The organism is Agrobacterium sp. 16-172Ci, assembly GCF_053522725.1.
In genome coordinates, this window is the sequence record NZ_JBNWBW010000004.1 from 70,940 (window position 1) to 87,089 (window position 16,150).

A 16,150-nucleotide genomic window follows, 5' to 3' on the forward strand; every position below is an offset into this window, starting at 1 on the left:
CAACCCCGCATTCCTGCAAAGCTGTACCTATCCTGTCATGCGCGGATTGCCTAAACATTACGCCCGCTGCGGGGCGGTCAGGCAGCTGCGAAAGCGTCTATTGTTTTGCCTGTGTGGTATCGGGCGCCACACGATAGTCATCGATGCGGCCTGCCGGTGCATCGGCCATTTCGCCCCGCTTGGTCAACCTCTCGCGTGGCGATTCCACCACGGATACGCGTGTCGTTCCGGCGGTCAAAGGAGCATCGCCCAGCAGCTTGTCGCCGCCATCGAGATTGGGGTCGGTGAGACTGATAGGCTGGGTGCGTACCTGCCCGGCATCGATGCCGAGCGCGGGCAGGGAGGTGAGCGCCGGCAGATTGCTGCCGTCCAGTTTCACGAGGTCCGGCCCGGCGCTATCGAGGTGCCGGCGCACGAATTTTTCGACGTAAAATGCAAGCTTACGTTTGCCGGCCTGGGTCATGCCGATGCCATCAGCCTCGCGCAGGCGCGCCTGCTGGCCGTTCATGTCGTAGCCGGTGATGACGAATTTTCCCGCCTCATCGACGAAACCGTCCCAGACGTCCACGAATTCGCCGCCATATTTTTCGACATGGCTGCGATAAAGCCGGTTGAAACCGACGAGATCGGCCGAAAGCGACGGCGACTGGAAGGCGGGCAGGCCAACCCACAAGAGCGGCACCTTTGGGCGTCCGGCAAGGCCCAGAAGCTCGTCGATCCGCCGCTCATATTCCTTGAACCAGACCTCCGTACCGAATTTTTCCCTGATATCGCCGATCTGCATCTGCTGGCGATCGTTCGATCCCATCATGATGACGATGGTGGCTGGTTTGGTCTCGCTGATGAATTGCGGCAGGTTGGTGAACCAGTCGTAGTAATCGGTACGGACGAGGCCGGAAGAACCATTGGCACGCACATCGACGGCGATTGCAGGCGAACTGGCGAAGGCATTGACCAGTTCTTCCCCCATGCCGCCGGCAAGAAAATCGCCGATAACCAGAACGCGCCGCGCATTTTCAAGCTTGGCGGCCGGTTCCGGCTTTGCGGTCCGCATCTGCACCACCGAGGGCGCTTTTCTGGCAGGTTGCGGGCGGGTGACCGATCTTTCACGCGGAGCAGACGGAAAGTCGCGACGGTTGCGGGGTTGGTATTCGCGCCCGGATCCGCTATCGCGGCCCACCGGTCTGCCGAAGAGCATTTCAAACAGGGTGCGCCGTTGCTCCTGCGCGAAGCTTTCGGAAGGAACGAGCGGCACGGTAAGGACAGCGCAAAGAAGGACGGCGCAGAAACGCCAGCCGGTTCTTCCGTTCTTCGCCGCAGGTTTCCTACTCATGACATCAACCTTTCCGGATGCATCGGCGGCGCTCACGCCGCCGCCGAATTCACCGGCACATTATCAATTGCGCAGGGCTCTCAGCAACCGCTGCGACGGCTGACCGTCGGTTTCCATACCCATGCGCGACTGGATGGCGCTGATGGCGGCTTTCGAACCGGAGCCGAAGTTCCCATCCACCTCGCCGTCATAATAGCCGAGCTCCTTCATGCGGGTCTGCAGCTCGAATTTTTCACGAATGTCCAGCGTCCCATCGGGGCGCGGCCATTTCTGCTGCATGCCGCCATAACCGGCGATCTCATCCGCAAGCAGGCCGACGGCGAGCGCATAGCTGTCGGATGCGTTGTATTTCTTGATGGTGAAGAAGTTTTTCATCATCAGGAAGCCGGGGCCGTTTGCTCCGCCCTGCAATTTCAGCATGGCGCGATCGGAGCCACGCGTGAAGTTCTTGCCGTTCGGGCGGGCAAAGCCGAGCTTCGTCCATTCCGCAATGGTCTTCGTTTGCCCTTCATAACGGGCGCCGCCACGCGGAACGGCGGTTTCATAACCCCAGGTCCGGCCCGGCTCCCAGCCGTTTTTGGAAAGAAGATTGGCAGCGGTTGCCAGCGCGTCCGGAACGGAGTGCCAGATGTCGCGCTTGCCGTTGCCATCCGCATCCACCGCATAAAGCAGGTAGCTGGTGGGAATGAACTGGGTGTGACCCATCGCGCCCGCCCAGGAGCCTGTCAGCTGTTTCGGCGTGACATCGCCCGCCTGGAGAATCTTTAGAGCGGCGATCAATTGCGTACGCGCGAATTTGGCGCGTTTGGGATCGGAATAGGCGAGCGTTGCCAGCGCCTGCGGGATGTTGTGCAGCCGTTCCGGCTTTTCGAGAACCGCGCCGTAATTCGATTCCATCGACCAGATGGCGAGAATGATGTGCTTGTCGACATTGAAGTTACGCTCGATCCAGTTGAGGGTCGTCGCGTGCTTCATCTTCATCTCGCGGCCGATCCGCACCGTGTACGGATTGACGCGGGAATCGAGATAATCCCAGATCTGCGTGGTGAATTCCGGCTGGAAGGTGGCCTTGCGCAGCGCATCCGGATCCGGCTCGCTGACACCGGCAAAGGCCTTCTGATAGGTCGCCTTGCTAATGCCTTCTTTCGCGGCTGTTGCATAGAACTGGTTGATCCACTGACGGAATCCCTGATCGGCGCGGGCCGAAACGGGCGCCAGCGAGATTGCCAGGCCTGCAACCACCATGCAGCCGAATTTGCGGACATCTGAAAGGATCATCTTTGTCATCGTCTGTCTTTCGTTCTCTCGAATGTCATTTCGATTGCGAAAACGCATCGGGCGTCATCATGGATAACAAAAGAACGTCAACAAATTCTTTACCATTAATAGATGGTAGCGTCACCCTTTACAAAACGTTGTTATTTTTGAAATAACAACAGCGTGCGGGGATTGTGATCAAGTTTTATCTCTCAGGAGGGATATGTGGTAGAACAGAAGAAAATTCGGAAGGCCGTATTTCCGGTCGCAGGTCTCGGCACGCGTTTCCTGCCCGCAACCAAGGCGGTTCCGAAAGAAATGCTCACCGTCGTCGACAAGCCGGTCATTCAATACGTCGTCGATGAGGCGGCGGAAGCGGGCATCGAGCATTTTGTATTTGTCACCGGCCGCGGCAAGGCGGTGATCGAAGATTATTTTGATATTCAATTTGAACTTGAACAGATGCTGCGCGAGCGCAACAAGAATGCCGAGCTGACATTGCTGGCCGGCCTTCTGCCCAAAGCGGGTACTGCAAGCTTCACGCGCCAGCAGGTGCCGCTCGGTCTTGGCCATGCGGTCTGGTGCGCCCGTGATATCGTCGGTGACGAGCCTTTCGCCGTGCTCTTGCCCGATATGATCATGCATTCGCAGAAAAGCTGCCTCAAGGGCATGGTCGAACTTTACGACCAGACCCAGGGCAACGTCATCGCGGTGCAGGAATGCGCTCCCGACCAGACGCATAAATACGGTATCGTCGGCGTGGGTGATGCCGTGGGTGAAGGTTTCAAGATCACTGAAATGGTCGAAAAGCCTGCCAAGGGTACGGCGCCGTCGAATTTCTATATCAACGGCCGTTATATTCTTCAGCCCGAGATTTTCGACATTCTCGAAAATCAGGAGCGTGGCGCCGGCAACGAAATCCAGCTGACGGACGGCATGCTGACGCTTGCCAAGTCGCAGCAGTTCTCCGGATATCATTTCCGTGGACAGACCTTCGATTGCGGCGCCAAGGATGGTTTCATTCTTGCCAACGTCGCCTTCGCGCTGGAGCGTGGCGATATTCGCCCTGCGATCGAAGAGCCGATCAAGGCCCTGATCAACGGGCTGAAGTAATTCACCAGAACAACAACGGAATCCCGGCCTCAGCGCCGGGATTTCTTTTTGGCCGAAGCCTATCGCTTGAGGACAAGTCCTGCGCCGACGCGCAGCTCGCTGCTGTCATAAACCGGTGTCCACTGATAGCTGACGTCCGCCGTCAGGTCGAGATAGCGGTTCAGTCCCCAGGTCAGGCCGGCGCCAGCGGTATATTCAACGGCATTTTCCATGTCGGAAGAGGGGAATGTGCGATGCACGATCTGTCCCGTCAGGCGGGCAACGAGGTTGCTGCGCAATTCGTGGGTCAGGCCGGCATCCAGCCGATAGGAAACCCAGCCACCCTGCGGTCCGCCGGCAAAGTCCTCTATCGTCGTGCGCAGGCCGAGATTGACATTGGTGCCCCGCTGAGGTGACCAGTTGAGTTCGCCATCCAGCGTCAATGCGCCTATCGAGGCGAGGCGATCGTCGTCATATTGCTTGCGCAGATAGCCGATGGCGGCCTCGCCACGTGTCTTCTCGCCAAGATCGACTTCCGCGCCGACCTTCGCCCCATAGGCATTGGAGGAGCGGGCATAGCCCGAATTGTCGAGACGCCTGTCATATTTGGTCGTCCCGGCATTCAGTTCGAGGAAGGGGATGAGTGCCGGCGACAATTCATAACCGATGCGTCCGCGCAGGTTCGCGCCGTTCTGGTCGCGGTCACTGAGGCTGATCGGCCGGCCGTCGACGCCTTTCGCATCCGTATAGACCGTGCGCGACAGATCGAGCGCTGCCAGGCCGCGCAGCTTGCCGAAATCCCGCTCTATCGATGCGCCGGTGGTGAAGCGGTGTTCGCCGCCCTGCACGGCAGCGCCGGTGAGAGCATTGGGGTCCGTCGTGTCTTCGCGGCTGAATTCGTAACCGGCCTTGAGATTGGCCGTCGTTTCTTCGCCGAGATCAAGGCGCAGATCGGCCTCTATCCTGGCCCGGGGTTCTTCGCCGTCCTTGTCGCTGCCGAAGTTCCTCTCCCAGGCGCCGTCGCCCGTCACCGTCAAGGCGTGACGGGACCAGTCGCTGGTGAGCGTACCGCGTATGCCTGTCGTCAGATAATTGCGTCTGGAAGGGCCGCCGGTATTCGTCTGCTTTTCCGTATTGATCGTCTGGCTGATCGAGGGCCGCAGCAGGAATGTGCCGAGCCGGATGCCGGGCGTCTGGCCGGGTTCGGTGGCTATCCGTGGATTTTCGCCACCGTCCACCGTCGGCTCATAGGGGTTTTCGCCTTCAGCATAGGGTTGGCCCGCTTCGTCCTGCTGTTCGTAAATCGGATCGCCGGGATTGTTGGACGGACGCCAGAGTTGCGGTGCCGGCGTGGGTGTAGCTGTGGCCGGGACAGCGCCCGTGCCAGTGCTCACCCCATTGTCCGTCGCCGGTGTGGGGGAAGCTGCTCCGTCGACGGCAGAAGCGCTGCCCGGCAATACCGGTATGGCTGTCGTTGCAGTCTGCGCGAAGGTGCTTCCCTGTGGGTAAAAAATCGTGCAGGCGAGCAGCAGGGTTGCTGCTTTCCGCGACGTCGGCAGACGTGTGGCGGTGCCCTTCACGCTCATTCCTTTTCACCCGGCGAGTTTGGCCGATGCCGGATCGAAGGGCCAACAAGACATCTCCTCAGGCCCGATGAGTGACAGGCCGATGAAATGACGTGAAGAAACCAGGGACCAGACAGGCGACGCAAGTTTTAACATCGCTTTAACAATAGGTTTTTTATGGTTAACAGTTGATAAAGATCGCCGGGATTTCAGTGTTATGGCAGGCGAGGGAAAAGCAGAGACACCCCATCGCTCAATCGGGCGGCTCGATTTCACTCACCTCGGTTACTGGAGAAGAATAGTCATAAATGCAAAAAAATTCTAATATGAGAAGATTAAAACGTTTCAATTTGGCACGGAATTGCCCTATAGTTTACAGCGGCTGATCGTATATTGCGCAGCAAGTGGTATTGAATTTTATTTTGTGTGACAGCGCCGTTTCATGAATCCCGTTTTGAACGCCAAGCAGGTCGGTTTTTATTGTTGGGATATTACCAATGACCGTTTCTACCTAGATGAAGTATGTGCTGAACTCTTCGGGATTCCGCTTCGGGAAGCGATGCAGGGCATCAGCATTTTTCAGATGCTTGAAAAAGTGGACCTCGATCATCGAAACCATGTGATCGAAACGGCGTTGATCACCCTCAAGGCCGCGAGTTTTTATAATCAGGAATATGCCGTGCGCCGCAGCGACGGCTCGGTCTCATGGGTAAGGACGCTCGGGCGATATCTGGTCGACGAGGAAAACATCCCTTTCAAGCGGCTTGGAACGATGGAGGAGATTTCTCCGCCGGACCGGCGTCATTGATGACATGTCGTCGGACTGAAACCGTCGAACATTTTTGGACGACATCGACTAAAACCCGGCGCTCACCGGCTGGAGAGTGGACTTATTCCGGCTGAAAGAGTAACAGTCGGCCATGATTACGCGCGCCGTCAAACTGGTCGAAGACAATGCCATCGAATCCGCCGTGCGGACGATTTCGATGGAGCGGGCTGGCCTTGCCGCCCTTGAGGATGCTTTGAGGAACGGTCTTTCAGACCCCTTCTGCAAGGCGATCGAGACCATCGGCCAGTCGAATGGCCGTCTCATCATTACCGGGGTCGGTAAAAGCGGCCACATAGGCGCGAAGCTTGCCGCCACCTTCGCCTCCACCGGGACGCCTGCCTTTTTTGTGCATGCGGCGGAGGCCAATCACGGCGATCTGGGCATGATCGGCGGCGATGATGTGGTGCTGGCCATTTCCAAGGGCGGCGAAAGCGCGGAACTGCGCAGCATCATCAACTATTCGCGCCGTTTCTCCATTCCGTTGATCGCGCTCACCTGCTCGGAAAATTCATCGCTGGCACAGGCTTCCGATATCGTGCTGCTGGTTCCCAATGAGCAGGAAGCCTGCCCGCTCGGCCTTGCGCCCACGACCTCTACGTTGATGCAGCTTGCGCTGGGCGATGCCCTTGCCGTTGCGCTGCTGGAGGCGCGCAATTTCACCGCGGGCGATTTCAAGGTGTTTCATCCCGGCGGCAAGCTGGGGGCGAGCCTGACGCTGGTCAGCGATATCATGCATACCGGTGATCGTGTGCCGCTGGTCAACAAGGGAACGGCCATGCCGGAAGCGGTCGGGGTTCTCTCCCGCAAGCATTTCGGCTGCGTCGGTATTCTGGACGAGGATGGCCGCCTTTGCGGCATCGTCACCGAAGGCGATATGGCGCGCAACCTGTCGCGCAACCTCGCCGAATTGACGGTCGATGACATCATGACCCGCACGCCGAAGACCGTCAAAAAATCGGTGCTGGCGACCAGCGCACTGGCGACGCTGGAAAAATTCCACATTGGTGCGCTGATTGTCATCGATGATGACAACCGGCCCATCGGGCTGGTGCATTTCCACGATCTCTTGAGAATTGGCGTGGCTTGAAGCAAGCGCCGATCCTGAAAAAATGCTCCTGAAAACCTATCGGTCCAACGGCTCGATTGTCAGCGTGCGTCCGCGCGCGGAAGCAATTCTCACACGGGTGCCGGCCGGCAGGTCTTCGCCGTTGACCGGCCACCAGGTATCGTCCAGCCTGATCCGGCCACGCCCTTCGACAATCGGCTCCTGAAGGGTCGCGGTGCGGCCGACAAGGCTTGCCTCACGCTGGTTGAGGAAGGGCTCGTCGCTTGCCGCCCGGTTCCTGCCGAAATATTTCCGGCCGAGCAGGGCGAAGACGACGGAAAGCGCGGCAAACAGCACCAGCTGCAATTGCCAGGCCCAGAATGCCGTATCCCATAAAAGCAGCGAGACCGCGCCGATGACCAGCGCGGCGAGGCCGATCCAGATCAGGAATACGCCGGGAGCGATGAGTTCGGCGGCCAGAAGCACGAAGGCGACAATCCACCAGCTCCATGGCCCCAGCTCAGTGGCAAGCCGTTGCAACATCATCACTTCTCCGATGAAGAGCCGAAGGGATTACCGGGGATCGTGACGTTGATGCTCTGGCCGGAAGGCCGCGTCGGCGGCACGGAACGGGGCGCTGTGGAGGCGGCGGGCGCAGTCGGCGCATCGCCCCTGTCACCGAAAACCTCTTTCGCAATCGTGCCGATACCGCCGAGGGAACCGATCAGCGCCGAAGCCTCCATCGGCATCAGCACGATCTTGGAATTCTTCGCCGTGCCGATCTCTGCCAGAGCCTCGGTATATTTCTGGGCGACGAAATAGTTGATGGCGTGGACATTGCCGGCGGCGATGGCTTCCGAGACCATGCGGGTGGCATTCGCTTCGGCCTCGGCCAGACGCTCGCGCGCCTCGGCATCGCGGAATGCCGCTTCGCGCTGGCCTTCCGCCTCCAGAATGGCGGATTGCTTCGCGCCTTCCGCGCGCAGGATCTGGGCATTGCGGGCGCCTTCGGCTTCCAGCACCTGCGCGCGTTTTTCACGCTCGGCCTTCATCTGCCGCGCCATGGAATCGACGAGATCCTTCGGCGGTGCGATGTCCTTGATTTCGATACGGGTGACCTTGATGCCCCATGGTCCCACCGCCTCGTCCACCACGCGCAGCAGGCGGTCGTTGATGGCGTCGCGGTTCGACAGCAATTCGTCGAGGTCCATCGAGCCCATCACCGAACGGATATTGGTCATGGTGAGGTTTTCGATGGCCATTTCCAGATTGGCGATCTGATAGGCGGCCTGCGCGGCATTGAGGACCTGATAGAAGGTGACGGCGTCGGCGGAGACGCTGGCATTGTCGCGGGTGATGACTTCCTGTGTCGGTATATGAAGGACCTGCTCCATCACGTTCATTTTCGAACCGATGGTTTCGAAGAACGGCACGATGAGGTTCAGGCCCGGCTCGAGTGTGCGGGTGTAGCGCCCGAACCGTTCAACCGTGTAACGATGCCCCTGGGGGACGGTCTTGATGCCGGCAAACAGCACCAGAATAACGAGAACCACCGCTGCCATGACGACGATGTCGAAACCGCCCAATGCAATCATCACTTTACCTCCTGATCGGAACCGTCCGGGTTTTACCCCGGCATGGTTATGGCAAGATTACACCCATCCTTGCAACTCCCGCCGCACAACCTTTTCGAGAACATTCATGCCCTCGGCGCTGTCGTTCAGGCAGGGAATATGGGTAAATTTCTCTCCGCCATTATGCAGGAAAATCTCGCCCGCTTCACCGGCGATTTCTTCCAGTGTCTCAAGACAATCCGAAACAAAGCCGGGATTCATTACGGCGATGCGCTTGATGCCTTCCGAGGCCAGCTTTTCCACGGTCTTGTCGGTATAGGGCTGCAACCATTCTTCCGGTCCGAAACGCGACTGGAAGGTGATCATGAAATTTTTCTCTGTCCGCCCCAGCGCCTCGCGCAGCAGCCGGGCGGTTTTCTGGCAGTGACAATAATAGGGATCGCCCTTTTTGAAATAGGATTGCGGAATGCCGTGGAAAGAGGTGATCAGCATTTCCGGCTCCCAGTCCAGCGTCGCCAGATGGTTTTTGACGGAGGTGGCGAGCGCTTCGATATAGGCCGCATCGTCGTGATAGGGCGGTACGGTGCGGATGGCGGGCTGCCAGCGCAGCTTCATCAGATGCTCGAAAGCCTTGTCGTTCACGGTTGCCGTGGTCGATGCGGCATATTGCGGGTAAAGCGGGAAAAGCAGGATTTTTTCGCAACCCTGTTCCTTCAGCGCGTCGATCTTGGAGGCGATGGAGGGCTGGCCGTAACGCATGCCCCAGTCGACCGCGACATTGGGCAGGTCCTTCAGCGCTTCCGCCAGCAGCTCGCCCTGGCTGCGAGTATAGGTGCGCAGATAGCTTTCATTGCGCTCGCGGTTCCAGATCTCCTCATAGGCCTTTCCGACTTTCTGCGGGCGCTTGTTGAGAACAATGCCGTAAAGGATCGGATACCAGTAGAGACGCGACCATTCGATTACCCGCTTGTCGCTCAGGAATTCCGCCAGATAACGGCGCATCGGCCAATAGTCCGTACCGTCAGGCGTGCCGAGGTTGACGAGCAGGACGCCGACCTTGCCAAATGCTGTGTGGGGATGGTTTGCGGGGAGTGCGGATAGTTCTGTCGCCATGAATGACACCCTGAAACTCGGACTGGTTGCGTGAGGAGCGGTTCCGTTTCGGACAAGGGCGGAAACGCTCCATCTTCTGTTTATGCGCGCCGAACGCAAACCGCGACGGGGTTGGGCCGGCGATGCCCGAGCTATACGCTCGTGCTATCAATTTGTTCACGTGTTCTAGACGAAATTTTTCAGGATTAAACCACCGGCGGAGGCTATTTCCGGGGCGGGGGGCGCTGCAGGATGTCCTTTGCCAAAATTTGATCTGTAAGGATTTGTTTTTAAAAGGAAAATAAGAAACCGGCCCCGATTTCCGAGGGCCGGTTTCCTGTCTGCGGCAAATTGCCCTGTCTGTTCCCGTCCGGCTTATTGAGCCGGCAGCTCCAGCTCCTCGCCGATCTCGATGTGGTTCGGATGCTTCAGCGTGTTTGCCTTGGCAATCCTGCTCCAGAGAGCGCCGTCGCCATATTTCTCGGCTGCGATCTTCCAGAGCGAGTCGCCCTTTTCAACGACATATTTGCTGGCGGCTGCAGCGGCGGCTGCGGGCGTCGTCGTGGCCGGGGCAGTGGCGGCCGGTGCCGTGGCAGCAGGTGCAGTAGCGGCAGGTGCTGCGGGAGCGGGTGTGGCGGCCGGCGCAGGTGCGGTTGCTGCCGGCGCAGGTGCCGCAGGCTTTGCCGGCGCGACATAACCGGCAGGCGTCACTTCGCTGATACGGCCATCCGTGTAGGGCTTATAGGGGCTGTTGGCGGTAATATAGGCCGCAACGGCTTCCTCGAGGTTGGGGCCGAAGTCATAGGCGTTGATGGCCTTGGTCGCAAAGACCTTGAAGCCGTCGCCGCCGGTACGCACGTAATTATTGGCCGCGACGATGTAGGTCTTGGCGGGATCGAGAGGCACGAAAGCGTCGCCTTCCTTGACGTCGACCGAAACGACCCTGCCGCCGGCCGGCTTCGAGCGGTCGAAGGAATATTTCAGGCCGGAGACCTGCATGAAACGACCAGCGCCGTCATCGATCTGGCTGACGCCGTTTTCGAGGGCGGCGCGAATATCCTCGCCCTTCAGCTGGAAGGTTGCGACGGTGTTCTGGAACGGCAGAACCGTCAGCACTTCGCCCATGGAGACATCGCCGGCATCGATGGAGGAGCGCAGGCCGCCGCTATTGGCGAAAGCGATGGTCACGCCCTGATCCTTGACGCGCGCAAGCGTTGCATCCGCCACCAGATTGCCCATGGAGCATTCCTTCACGCGGCAAACCTTGCGGTCTCCCTCGATCGGGCCTTCCGAGGAGCCGACGACCTTCGACTTCAGAGCCTCGATCGGCGCCTTCAGCTCATCGATGCGCTTCAGCGTGGCTTCATCGGGCTTGAAGGAGGAGTCGATGAGGATTGGATCGCCCTTGCTTTCCTTGACCACGCCACTGTCATCGAAGACCACTTTGAGGTCGCCCAGATATTTGCTGTACTGTCCGGCTTGGACGACCGGAACCTTATAGCCGCCGGGATTGTCGACGAGGGTGGGATAGGGGCCTTCGGCCTTCTGGTCGGTGTTGGAAAGCAGCGTATGTGTGTGGCCGCCGACCACGACGTCGACGTCAGGGATTTTGGCGATGAATTCGAGATCGCGCGGATAGCCGACATGGGTCAGCGCGATGATCTTGTCGACGCCGTCCTGCTTCAGCTTCTGCACCTGCTCGCTGATTTTCGCGACATCTTCGGCGATGGTGATATTGGGACCGGGCGTTGCCAGTTCCGCCGTGTCGTTCGCGACCGCGCCGACAATACCGATTTTCTGTCCGCCGACTTCGAGCACGATGGACGGCTTGACGCGATCGCCGATTTTCGAGGCGGTGGTGGCCACCACATTGGCGGTCACGACGGGGAACTGCACCTTGTCTAGGAAGCCGGCAAGCCCGTCCTCGCTGTCATCGAACTCATGGTTGCCGACGGTCATGGCGTCGAACTTCATGGCGTTCAGCACTTCCGCTTCCACCGTGCCCTTGTAGGTGGTGTAGAACAGCGATCCCTGGAAATTGTCGCCGGCATTGAGCAGGAGGACATTCTTGCCTTGAGCCTTCAGGGCATCACGGGTCTGATTGATTGCAGTCAGAAGACGGGCGGCGCCGCCGAAGCATTCGTTTTTGCCTTCTTCTTCAGCCGAGCAGGTCGAGTCGAACTTGTTGATCGATTCGATACGGGAGTGAAAATCGTTGATGTGAAGAATGTTGAGCTCATAATCGGCCAGAGCCGCTCCGGCCGAAAGCGTTATCGCCGAAACGCTCAGCATGCCCAGTCCCAAAATTTTCTTCATGGTCCCTCTCTCCTGTTCAAAGCGGAAGCCCGGGGGTCGATCATCCTCCGGCCGTGCTCATTTTCTAATCTGAAATCATGTCAGTCTTTCAAAGCGCGATGTTTCCATTTAGCGGCAATCGCCGCAAGCGAAATTATGACAGGCGCACAATAAACGAAAACGCACGCCTGAGGCGTGCGTTCCAGAAGATCATCTCTTTGAAAAGGTGACGTTATCAGCCCTGGCGCGTCAGCGAGAACTGGCTGTTCGTGTCCGTCGTGCAGTTCAATTGTGACGGGGAGACGAGGGCGCAGTTGACGCGCGACTGCGTGTTGCGCACCAGCGAGGTCATGTTGATTTCGTAAAGCGTCGGCGAGATCGTGACATAGGTGCCGGAGGCCAGAAGCGTGTTGGTATCGGTCGAACGGGTGGAGAAGGCGCCGTTCTGGAATGTCGATACGATGCCGTTGCGGTCGATCCAGCGGCCGTCGACGGCCGGGCCGCGGGAAAGCGAAGGCGCCATCGAGGTCTGCTGGGAGGGACCCGGCGCGACGCATGAAGACACCGCGATGGCGGCTGAAAGCAAAGCAGCGCTTGTCTTGAAGTTCATGGGCCTGTTCTCCTGCGATTCGATGAAACCTTCTGTGCTTCGACCATGCCGCGAAGCGTTGCTTATTTCAAGGCAACGTTGTTCGCTCTCCCCGGTTCCTGATGTCGTGCAGGAAAGCCCCGGCGTGACAAATATGAGACTCCCTCCCGTCAGCGCACGAGGATGTTGCGAAACTGCCAGGGATCGGACGTATCGATATTGTCGGGAAACAGGCCGGGGCGGCCATCGGTCGGCTTCCAGTCGGTATAATGTCCCTCGACGGGCCCGAGATAGGGGCGCTGCACCTCAAGGCAACGGCGGTAATCCATTTCATCCGCCTCGACGATGCCGGCCTGCGGGTTCTCAATCGCCCAGACCATGCCCGCGAGCACAGCGGAGCTGACCTGCAATCCGGTCGCATTCTGGTTGGGGGCGAGTGAGCGTGCTTCCTGCAGGCTCAACCGCGAGCCATACCAATAGGCATTCCTGTCATGGCCATAAAGAAGAACGCCGAGTTCATCGGCGCCGTCGACAAGCTCGTCTTCGCCGAGCACATGCTGGATCGGCTGGGGCGTGCCGCCATTGCCGAAAAGCTCATGCAGGGAAAGAATGGCGTCATTGCAGGGATGGTAGGCATAATGGCAGGTTGGCCGATAGGTCACGTTGCCATCATCGTTGCGGACGGTGAAATAGTCGGAAATCGAAATCGCTTCGTTATGCGTGACGAGAAATCCGTATTGCGGCCCAAGGCCCGGACACCATGTCCGCACCCGCGTATTGGCGCCGGGCTGATCGAGATAGATCGCCGCCTTGCTTCCCTTTTTCTGCTTTTTTGCGTTTTTCGGCATCCAGTTTTCATGCGTTCCCCAGCCGAGTTCGGCCGGCTGAAAACCTTCCGCGATAAAACCTTCGACCGACCATGTGTTCCAGAAAGCACCGAAGGGCTTCGGTTCCTTCGCCCGCTGGGTGTCGCGTTCGGCCACGTGAACGCCCTTGACGCCAAGCCGCTTCATCAGCTTTGCCCAGCCATCGCGGTCATGCGGCTGCGGCTCCTCGATGTCGAGGCCGGTATCTTTGGCGAGATTGACGAGTGCCTGTTTCACGAACCAGGACACCATGCCCGGATTGGCGCCGCATGTGGAAACCGCCGTCGTGCCGCCCGGCTTGCGCGCCCTCTCCTTCAACATGGTTTCGCGCAGCGAATAATTGGTTCTGGCCGCATTATCGGCATCGGCGTCGAAATAAAAACCGGGCCAGGGTTCGACGACCGTGTCGATGTAAAGCATGCCATGCTTGCGACAAATCCGCATCAGATCGACGGAGGCGGCATCGACCGAAAGATTGACGCAGAAGCCCTGGCCCTGAACGCCCTTGAGGAGCGGCTTGAGAATCTCGCGGTAGTTTTCCTTGGTCAGATGCGTCTGGATATGGCGGATTTTCCTCTCGGCCAGAAAGGCGGCGATGTCTTCGCGCGGGTCGATGACGACGAGCCGGGTCATGTCGAAATTGAAATGACGTTCGATCAACGGAAGAGTGCCGCGCCCGATGGAGCCGAAGCCGATCATGATGATGGGGCCGTCAATATCGCCGTAAATCGGGTGGTTTTTATCCGTCATTCGTCAATTTTCCTTTTTTAGCCAATAAGTAAGCTAGATCATAAAAGCGTGCCACAATAAAGGGCAGGTGGATGACGGACATATGACGATGGCAACGGCAAGACGGTCGCGCGCACCCTTTCCACCGCATTCTGCCTCTTCGCATTTTAGATAGTGCGTTTATAATTAAGTTCTTCTTTTCCTCTCTATGTCCAAAGGCTTGGGGGCTTTGGCCGGATGACGACGGGGGAATTTTCGCCATCACGGGAGAGTTGCCTGTTGAATAATCTTATCGAGCGTGTCGCAGCGCTTCAGAGTGCCACCCCCGTTCTTATTGCGCTTTACGATTCCGAGGACCGGTTGCGCCATGCCAATCCGTCGTTTCGGGAAAGCTTTCAGCTCGCCGCCGGCGATTTCCCCACCTGGGCGGATATCATGCGGCTGAACCATCGGCTGCGCACCGGTGTCGTCGTCCGCAACAATGATTTCGAGGGATGGCTGCTGTCGGCCCAGTCCCGGCGCGGCAAGCTGCCTTACCGCGCCTTTGAGATGGATATGCATGACGGCCGCTGGTTCTGGATGACGGAAACGGTGCAGCAGGATGGCTGGATGCTGTGCGTTGCAAGCGACGTCACCGAATTGCGCCAGGGTTACAGAACGCTGCGGCAGGATCGGGATCTGGCAGTCCGCGCCTCGCAGACGGATGAATTGACGGGAACGGCAAACCGCCGTTTCGTCTTCGCCAAGCTGGCTTTGCAGGTGGAGCGGGTTGCCAAGGGGCTGGAAACGCCTTTTTGCCTGTGCACGCTCGATATCGATTTCTTCAAGCAGATCAACGACCGTTTCGGTCATAAATGCGGGGACGCGGTGCTTCGCGATTTCGTCGGCATCGCCCATTCCGTCATCCGGCGGGTGGATTGTTTCGGCAGGATCGGCGGTGAGGAATTCATGCTCATCCTGCCGCGCAGCACGGTGGCCGAGGGCCGGGAGATCGTCGAACGGCTGCTGCAGAAGGTGCGCCTTTCGAGGCCCCTCGCCGAATTCCCGGATTTTTCCTATAGCTGTTCAGCCGGGCTGACGGTCTATCGCGCGCCCGAAAGCGCCGACGATGTTTTCATGCGGGCGGATCAGGCTCTTTATGCGGCCAAGGAAAAAGGCCGCGACCGGCTTCTGTCGGTGACTGTTTAAACGAGTTCCGCCGCAATCAACCCATGCAGCGAATTGCCGACGAAGAGTTTCCGGCCGGCAATGTCTTCCGGTTTCAGCGCCTGTCCGCGCGCCCTGCGTTCGCGGATCAGATCAGCGCGCAGCACACCCGGCAGAATGCCGCTGTCGAGCGGCGGCGTCAGCAATTGCCCATCCGGCATTTCGACGAAAATGCTGGTCGATGATCCCTCGCACAACTCACCGCGCTCGTTGAGCAGCAGCACCTCGTCGGCCTCCCCGGCTGAAAATTCGGCCCGGGCGGCATCATAGGGCTCGCGGCGTGAGGACTTGTGGCGATAGAAGGTATCGGTGGAGTCAAGCGTGGTCTGCCGGGCGATGCGGACCCGCCAGACGGCATCCTGCCGCAAGGGCTGGAAGTCGGCGGTTTCGACGTCGAGTTCGCCCTTGTAGTTCATGACCAGCCTGACGCAGAGCGGCTTTTCGCCGCCCACCTTCTTTTCCAGCGCTTGAACCGCATTGACCGGCGCGCGAAAACCGAGCGCATCGGCGGAGCGCAGCAATCGGCGTATATGCTGGTCGATGCGCTGAAAGCCGGTCTGCGGCTCCCAGCGCAGGGTTTCCCTCAAGGTCAGATCGGCGGGTTTGCGTTTCATTGCCTGTGCTCGTCGCCCGAATTGTTGCCGGTGTCTCCGCCGGCAATATCAACCGGCAAAGCTT

Annotated in this window: 14 protein-coding genes; 4 read left to right on the top strand and 10 right to left on the bottom strand. The window is 58.8% G+C overall.

The genetic code is table 11. The features are described 5' to 3' along the window. Positions 1-97: 97 nt before the first annotated feature. Both ACQZ40_RS06765 and ACQZ40_RS06770 read right to left on the bottom strand, forming a co-directional pair. Complete coding sequence (locus tag ACQZ40_RS06765; protein ID WP_448747628.1) at positions 98-1,333, bottom strand: SGNH/GDSL hydrolase family protein; 1,236 nt, start codon at positions 1,331-1,333, stop codon at positions 98-100. Positions 1,334-1,396: 63 nt separating this feature from the next. Continuing rightward, on the bottom strand, positions 1,397-2,620 hold the full coding sequence (locus tag ACQZ40_RS06770; protein WP_003519550.1) for a lytic murein transglycosylase: 1,224 nt from the start codon (positions 2,618-2,620) through the stop codon (positions 1,397-1,399). A 195-nt stretch (positions 2,621-2,815) separates the two neighbouring features. Between ACQZ40_RS06770 and galU the strand changes: the two genes are divergently transcribed. Next, positions 2,816-3,703, top strand: a complete 888-nt coding sequence (gene galU, locus ACQZ40_RS06775) for a UTP--glucose-1-phosphate uridylyltransferase GalU (RefSeq protein WP_065656524.1) — start codon at positions 2,816-2,818, stop codon at positions 3,701-3,703. Between the two features lie 59 nt (positions 3,704-3,762). On the opposite strand, the gene uppP is transcribed toward galU, so the two are convergent. Continuing rightward, positions 3,763-5,268 (bottom strand): polysaccharide biosynthesis protein UppP, encoded by a 1,506-nt coding sequence (gene uppP / locus ACQZ40_RS06780; protein ID WP_448747629.1) that lies wholly within the window; start codon positions 5,266-5,268, stop codon positions 3,763-3,765. Positions 5,269-5,689: 421 nt separating this feature from the next. On the opposite strand from uppP, the gene ACQZ40_RS06785 reads away from it, so the two are divergent. Continuing rightward, entirely contained in the window at positions 5,690-6,055 is a 366-nt protein-coding gene (locus ACQZ40_RS06785) for a PAS domain-containing protein (RefSeq protein WP_149743011.1), read from the top strand. A 112-nt stretch (positions 6,056-6,167) separates the two neighbouring features. Further along, a complete protein-coding gene (locus ACQZ40_RS06790; protein WP_174040063.1) occupies positions 6,168-7,163 on the top strand; it encodes a KpsF/GutQ family sugar-phosphate isomerase in 996 nt (331 codons plus the stop codon). Between the two features lie 36 nt (positions 7,164-7,199). Here ACQZ40_RS06790 and ACQZ40_RS06795 read toward each other — a convergent pair whose 3' ends face one another. The 6 genes from ACQZ40_RS06795 to ACQZ40_RS06820 form a co-directional block, all read right to left on the bottom strand. Continuing rightward, a complete protein-coding gene (locus tag ACQZ40_RS06795) occupies positions 7,200-7,664 on the bottom strand; it encodes an NfeD family protein (protein ID WP_078052223.1) in 465 nt (154 codons plus the stop codon). A 2-nt stretch (positions 7,665-7,666) separates the two neighbouring features. Beyond that, positions 7,667-8,716 (bottom strand): SPFH domain-containing protein, encoded by a 1,050-nt coding sequence (locus ACQZ40_RS06800; protein ID WP_125144965.1) that lies wholly within the window; start codon positions 8,714-8,716, stop codon positions 7,667-7,669. A 57-nt stretch (positions 8,717-8,773) separates the two neighbouring features. Then, on the bottom strand, positions 8,774-9,808 hold the full coding sequence (hemH, locus tag ACQZ40_RS06805) for a ferrochelatase (RefSeq protein ID WP_448747630.1): 1,035 nt from the start codon (positions 9,806-9,808) through the stop codon (positions 8,774-8,776). Positions 9,809-10,162: 354 nt separating this feature from the next. Then, positions 10,163-12,103 (bottom strand): 5'-nucleotidase C-terminal domain-containing protein, encoded by a 1,941-nt coding sequence (locus ACQZ40_RS06810; protein WP_448747631.1) that lies wholly within the window; start codon positions 12,101-12,103, stop codon positions 10,163-10,165. A gap of 214 nt (positions 12,104-12,317) precedes the next feature. Next, positions 12,318-12,692, bottom strand: a complete 375-nt coding sequence (gene omp10 / locus ACQZ40_RS06815; RefSeq protein WP_003506132.1) for an outer membrane lipoprotein Omp10 — start codon at positions 12,690-12,692, stop codon at positions 12,318-12,320. A 149-nt stretch (positions 12,693-12,841) separates the two neighbouring features. Continuing rightward, complete coding sequence (locus tag ACQZ40_RS06820; RefSeq protein ID WP_448747632.1) at positions 12,842-14,287, bottom strand: homospermidine synthase; 1,446 nt, start codon at positions 14,285-14,287, stop codon at positions 12,842-12,844. Between the two features lie 258 nt (positions 14,288-14,545). Here ACQZ40_RS06820 and ACQZ40_RS06825 point away from each other — a divergent pair, with 258 nt between their 5' ends. Beyond that, positions 14,546-15,454 (top strand): GGDEF domain-containing protein, encoded by a 909-nt coding sequence (locus ACQZ40_RS06825; RefSeq protein ID WP_433822271.1) that lies wholly within the window; start codon positions 14,546-14,548, stop codon positions 15,452-15,454. Here ACQZ40_RS06825 and ACQZ40_RS06830 read toward each other — a convergent pair. Further along, a complete protein-coding gene (locus tag ACQZ40_RS06830) occupies positions 15,451-16,086 on the bottom strand; it encodes an aminotransferase class IV family protein (protein WP_174045607.1) in 636 nt (211 codons plus the stop codon). The two genes, ACQZ40_RS06825 and ACQZ40_RS06830, sit on opposite strands and share 4 nt — an antisense overlap. Positions 16,087-16,150 lie beyond the last annotated feature (64 nt).

What these genes read in the sequence shown, in the direction of transcription:
- ACQZ40_RS06765 (WP_448747628.1), bottom strand. Translation starts at nt 1,333, where the DNA reads ATGAGTAGGAAACCTGCGGCGAAGAACGGAAGAACCGGCTGGCGTTTC.
- ACQZ40_RS06770 (WP_003519550.1), bottom strand. Translation starts at nt 2,620, where the DNA reads ATGACAAAGATGATCCTTTCAGATGTCCGCAAATTCGGCTGCATGGTG.
- uppP (WP_448747629.1), bottom strand. Translation starts at nt 5,268, where the DNA reads ATGAGCGTGAAGGGCACCGCCACACGTCTGCCGACGTCGCGGAAAGCA.
- ACQZ40_RS06785 (WP_149743011.1), top strand. Translation starts at nt 5,690, where the DNA reads ATGAATCCCGTTTTGAACGCCAAGCAGGTCGGTTTTTATTGTTGGGAT.
- ACQZ40_RS06790 (WP_174040063.1), top strand. Translation starts at nt 6,168, where the DNA reads ATGATTACGCGCGCCGTCAAACTGGTCGAAGACAATGCCATCGAATCC.
- ACQZ40_RS06795 (WP_078052223.1), bottom strand. Translation starts at nt 7,664, where the DNA reads ATGTTGCAACGGCTTGCCACTGAGCTGGGGCCATGGAGCTGGTGGATT.
- ACQZ40_RS06800 (WP_125144965.1), bottom strand. Translation starts at nt 8,716, where the DNA reads ATGATTGCATTGGGCGGTTTCGACATCGTCGTCATGGCAGCGGTGGTT.
- hemH (WP_448747630.1), bottom strand. Translation starts at nt 9,808, where the DNA reads ATGGCGACAGAACTATCCGCACTCCCCGCAAACCATCCCCACACAGCA.
- ACQZ40_RS06810 (WP_448747631.1), bottom strand. Translation starts at nt 12,103, where the DNA reads ATGAAGAAAATTTTGGGACTGGGCATGCTGAGCGTTTCGGCGATAACG.
- omp10 (WP_003506132.1), bottom strand. Translation starts at nt 12,692, where the DNA reads ATGAACTTCAAGACAAGCGCTGCTTTGCTTTCAGCCGCCATCGCGGTG.
- ACQZ40_RS06820 (WP_448747632.1), bottom strand. Translation starts at nt 14,287, where the DNA reads ATGACGGATAAAAACCACCCGATTTACGGCGATATTGACGGCCCCATC.
- ACQZ40_RS06830 (WP_174045607.1), bottom strand. Translation starts at nt 16,086, where the DNA reads ATGAAACGCAAACCCGCCGATCTGACCTTGAGGGAAACCCTGCGCTGG.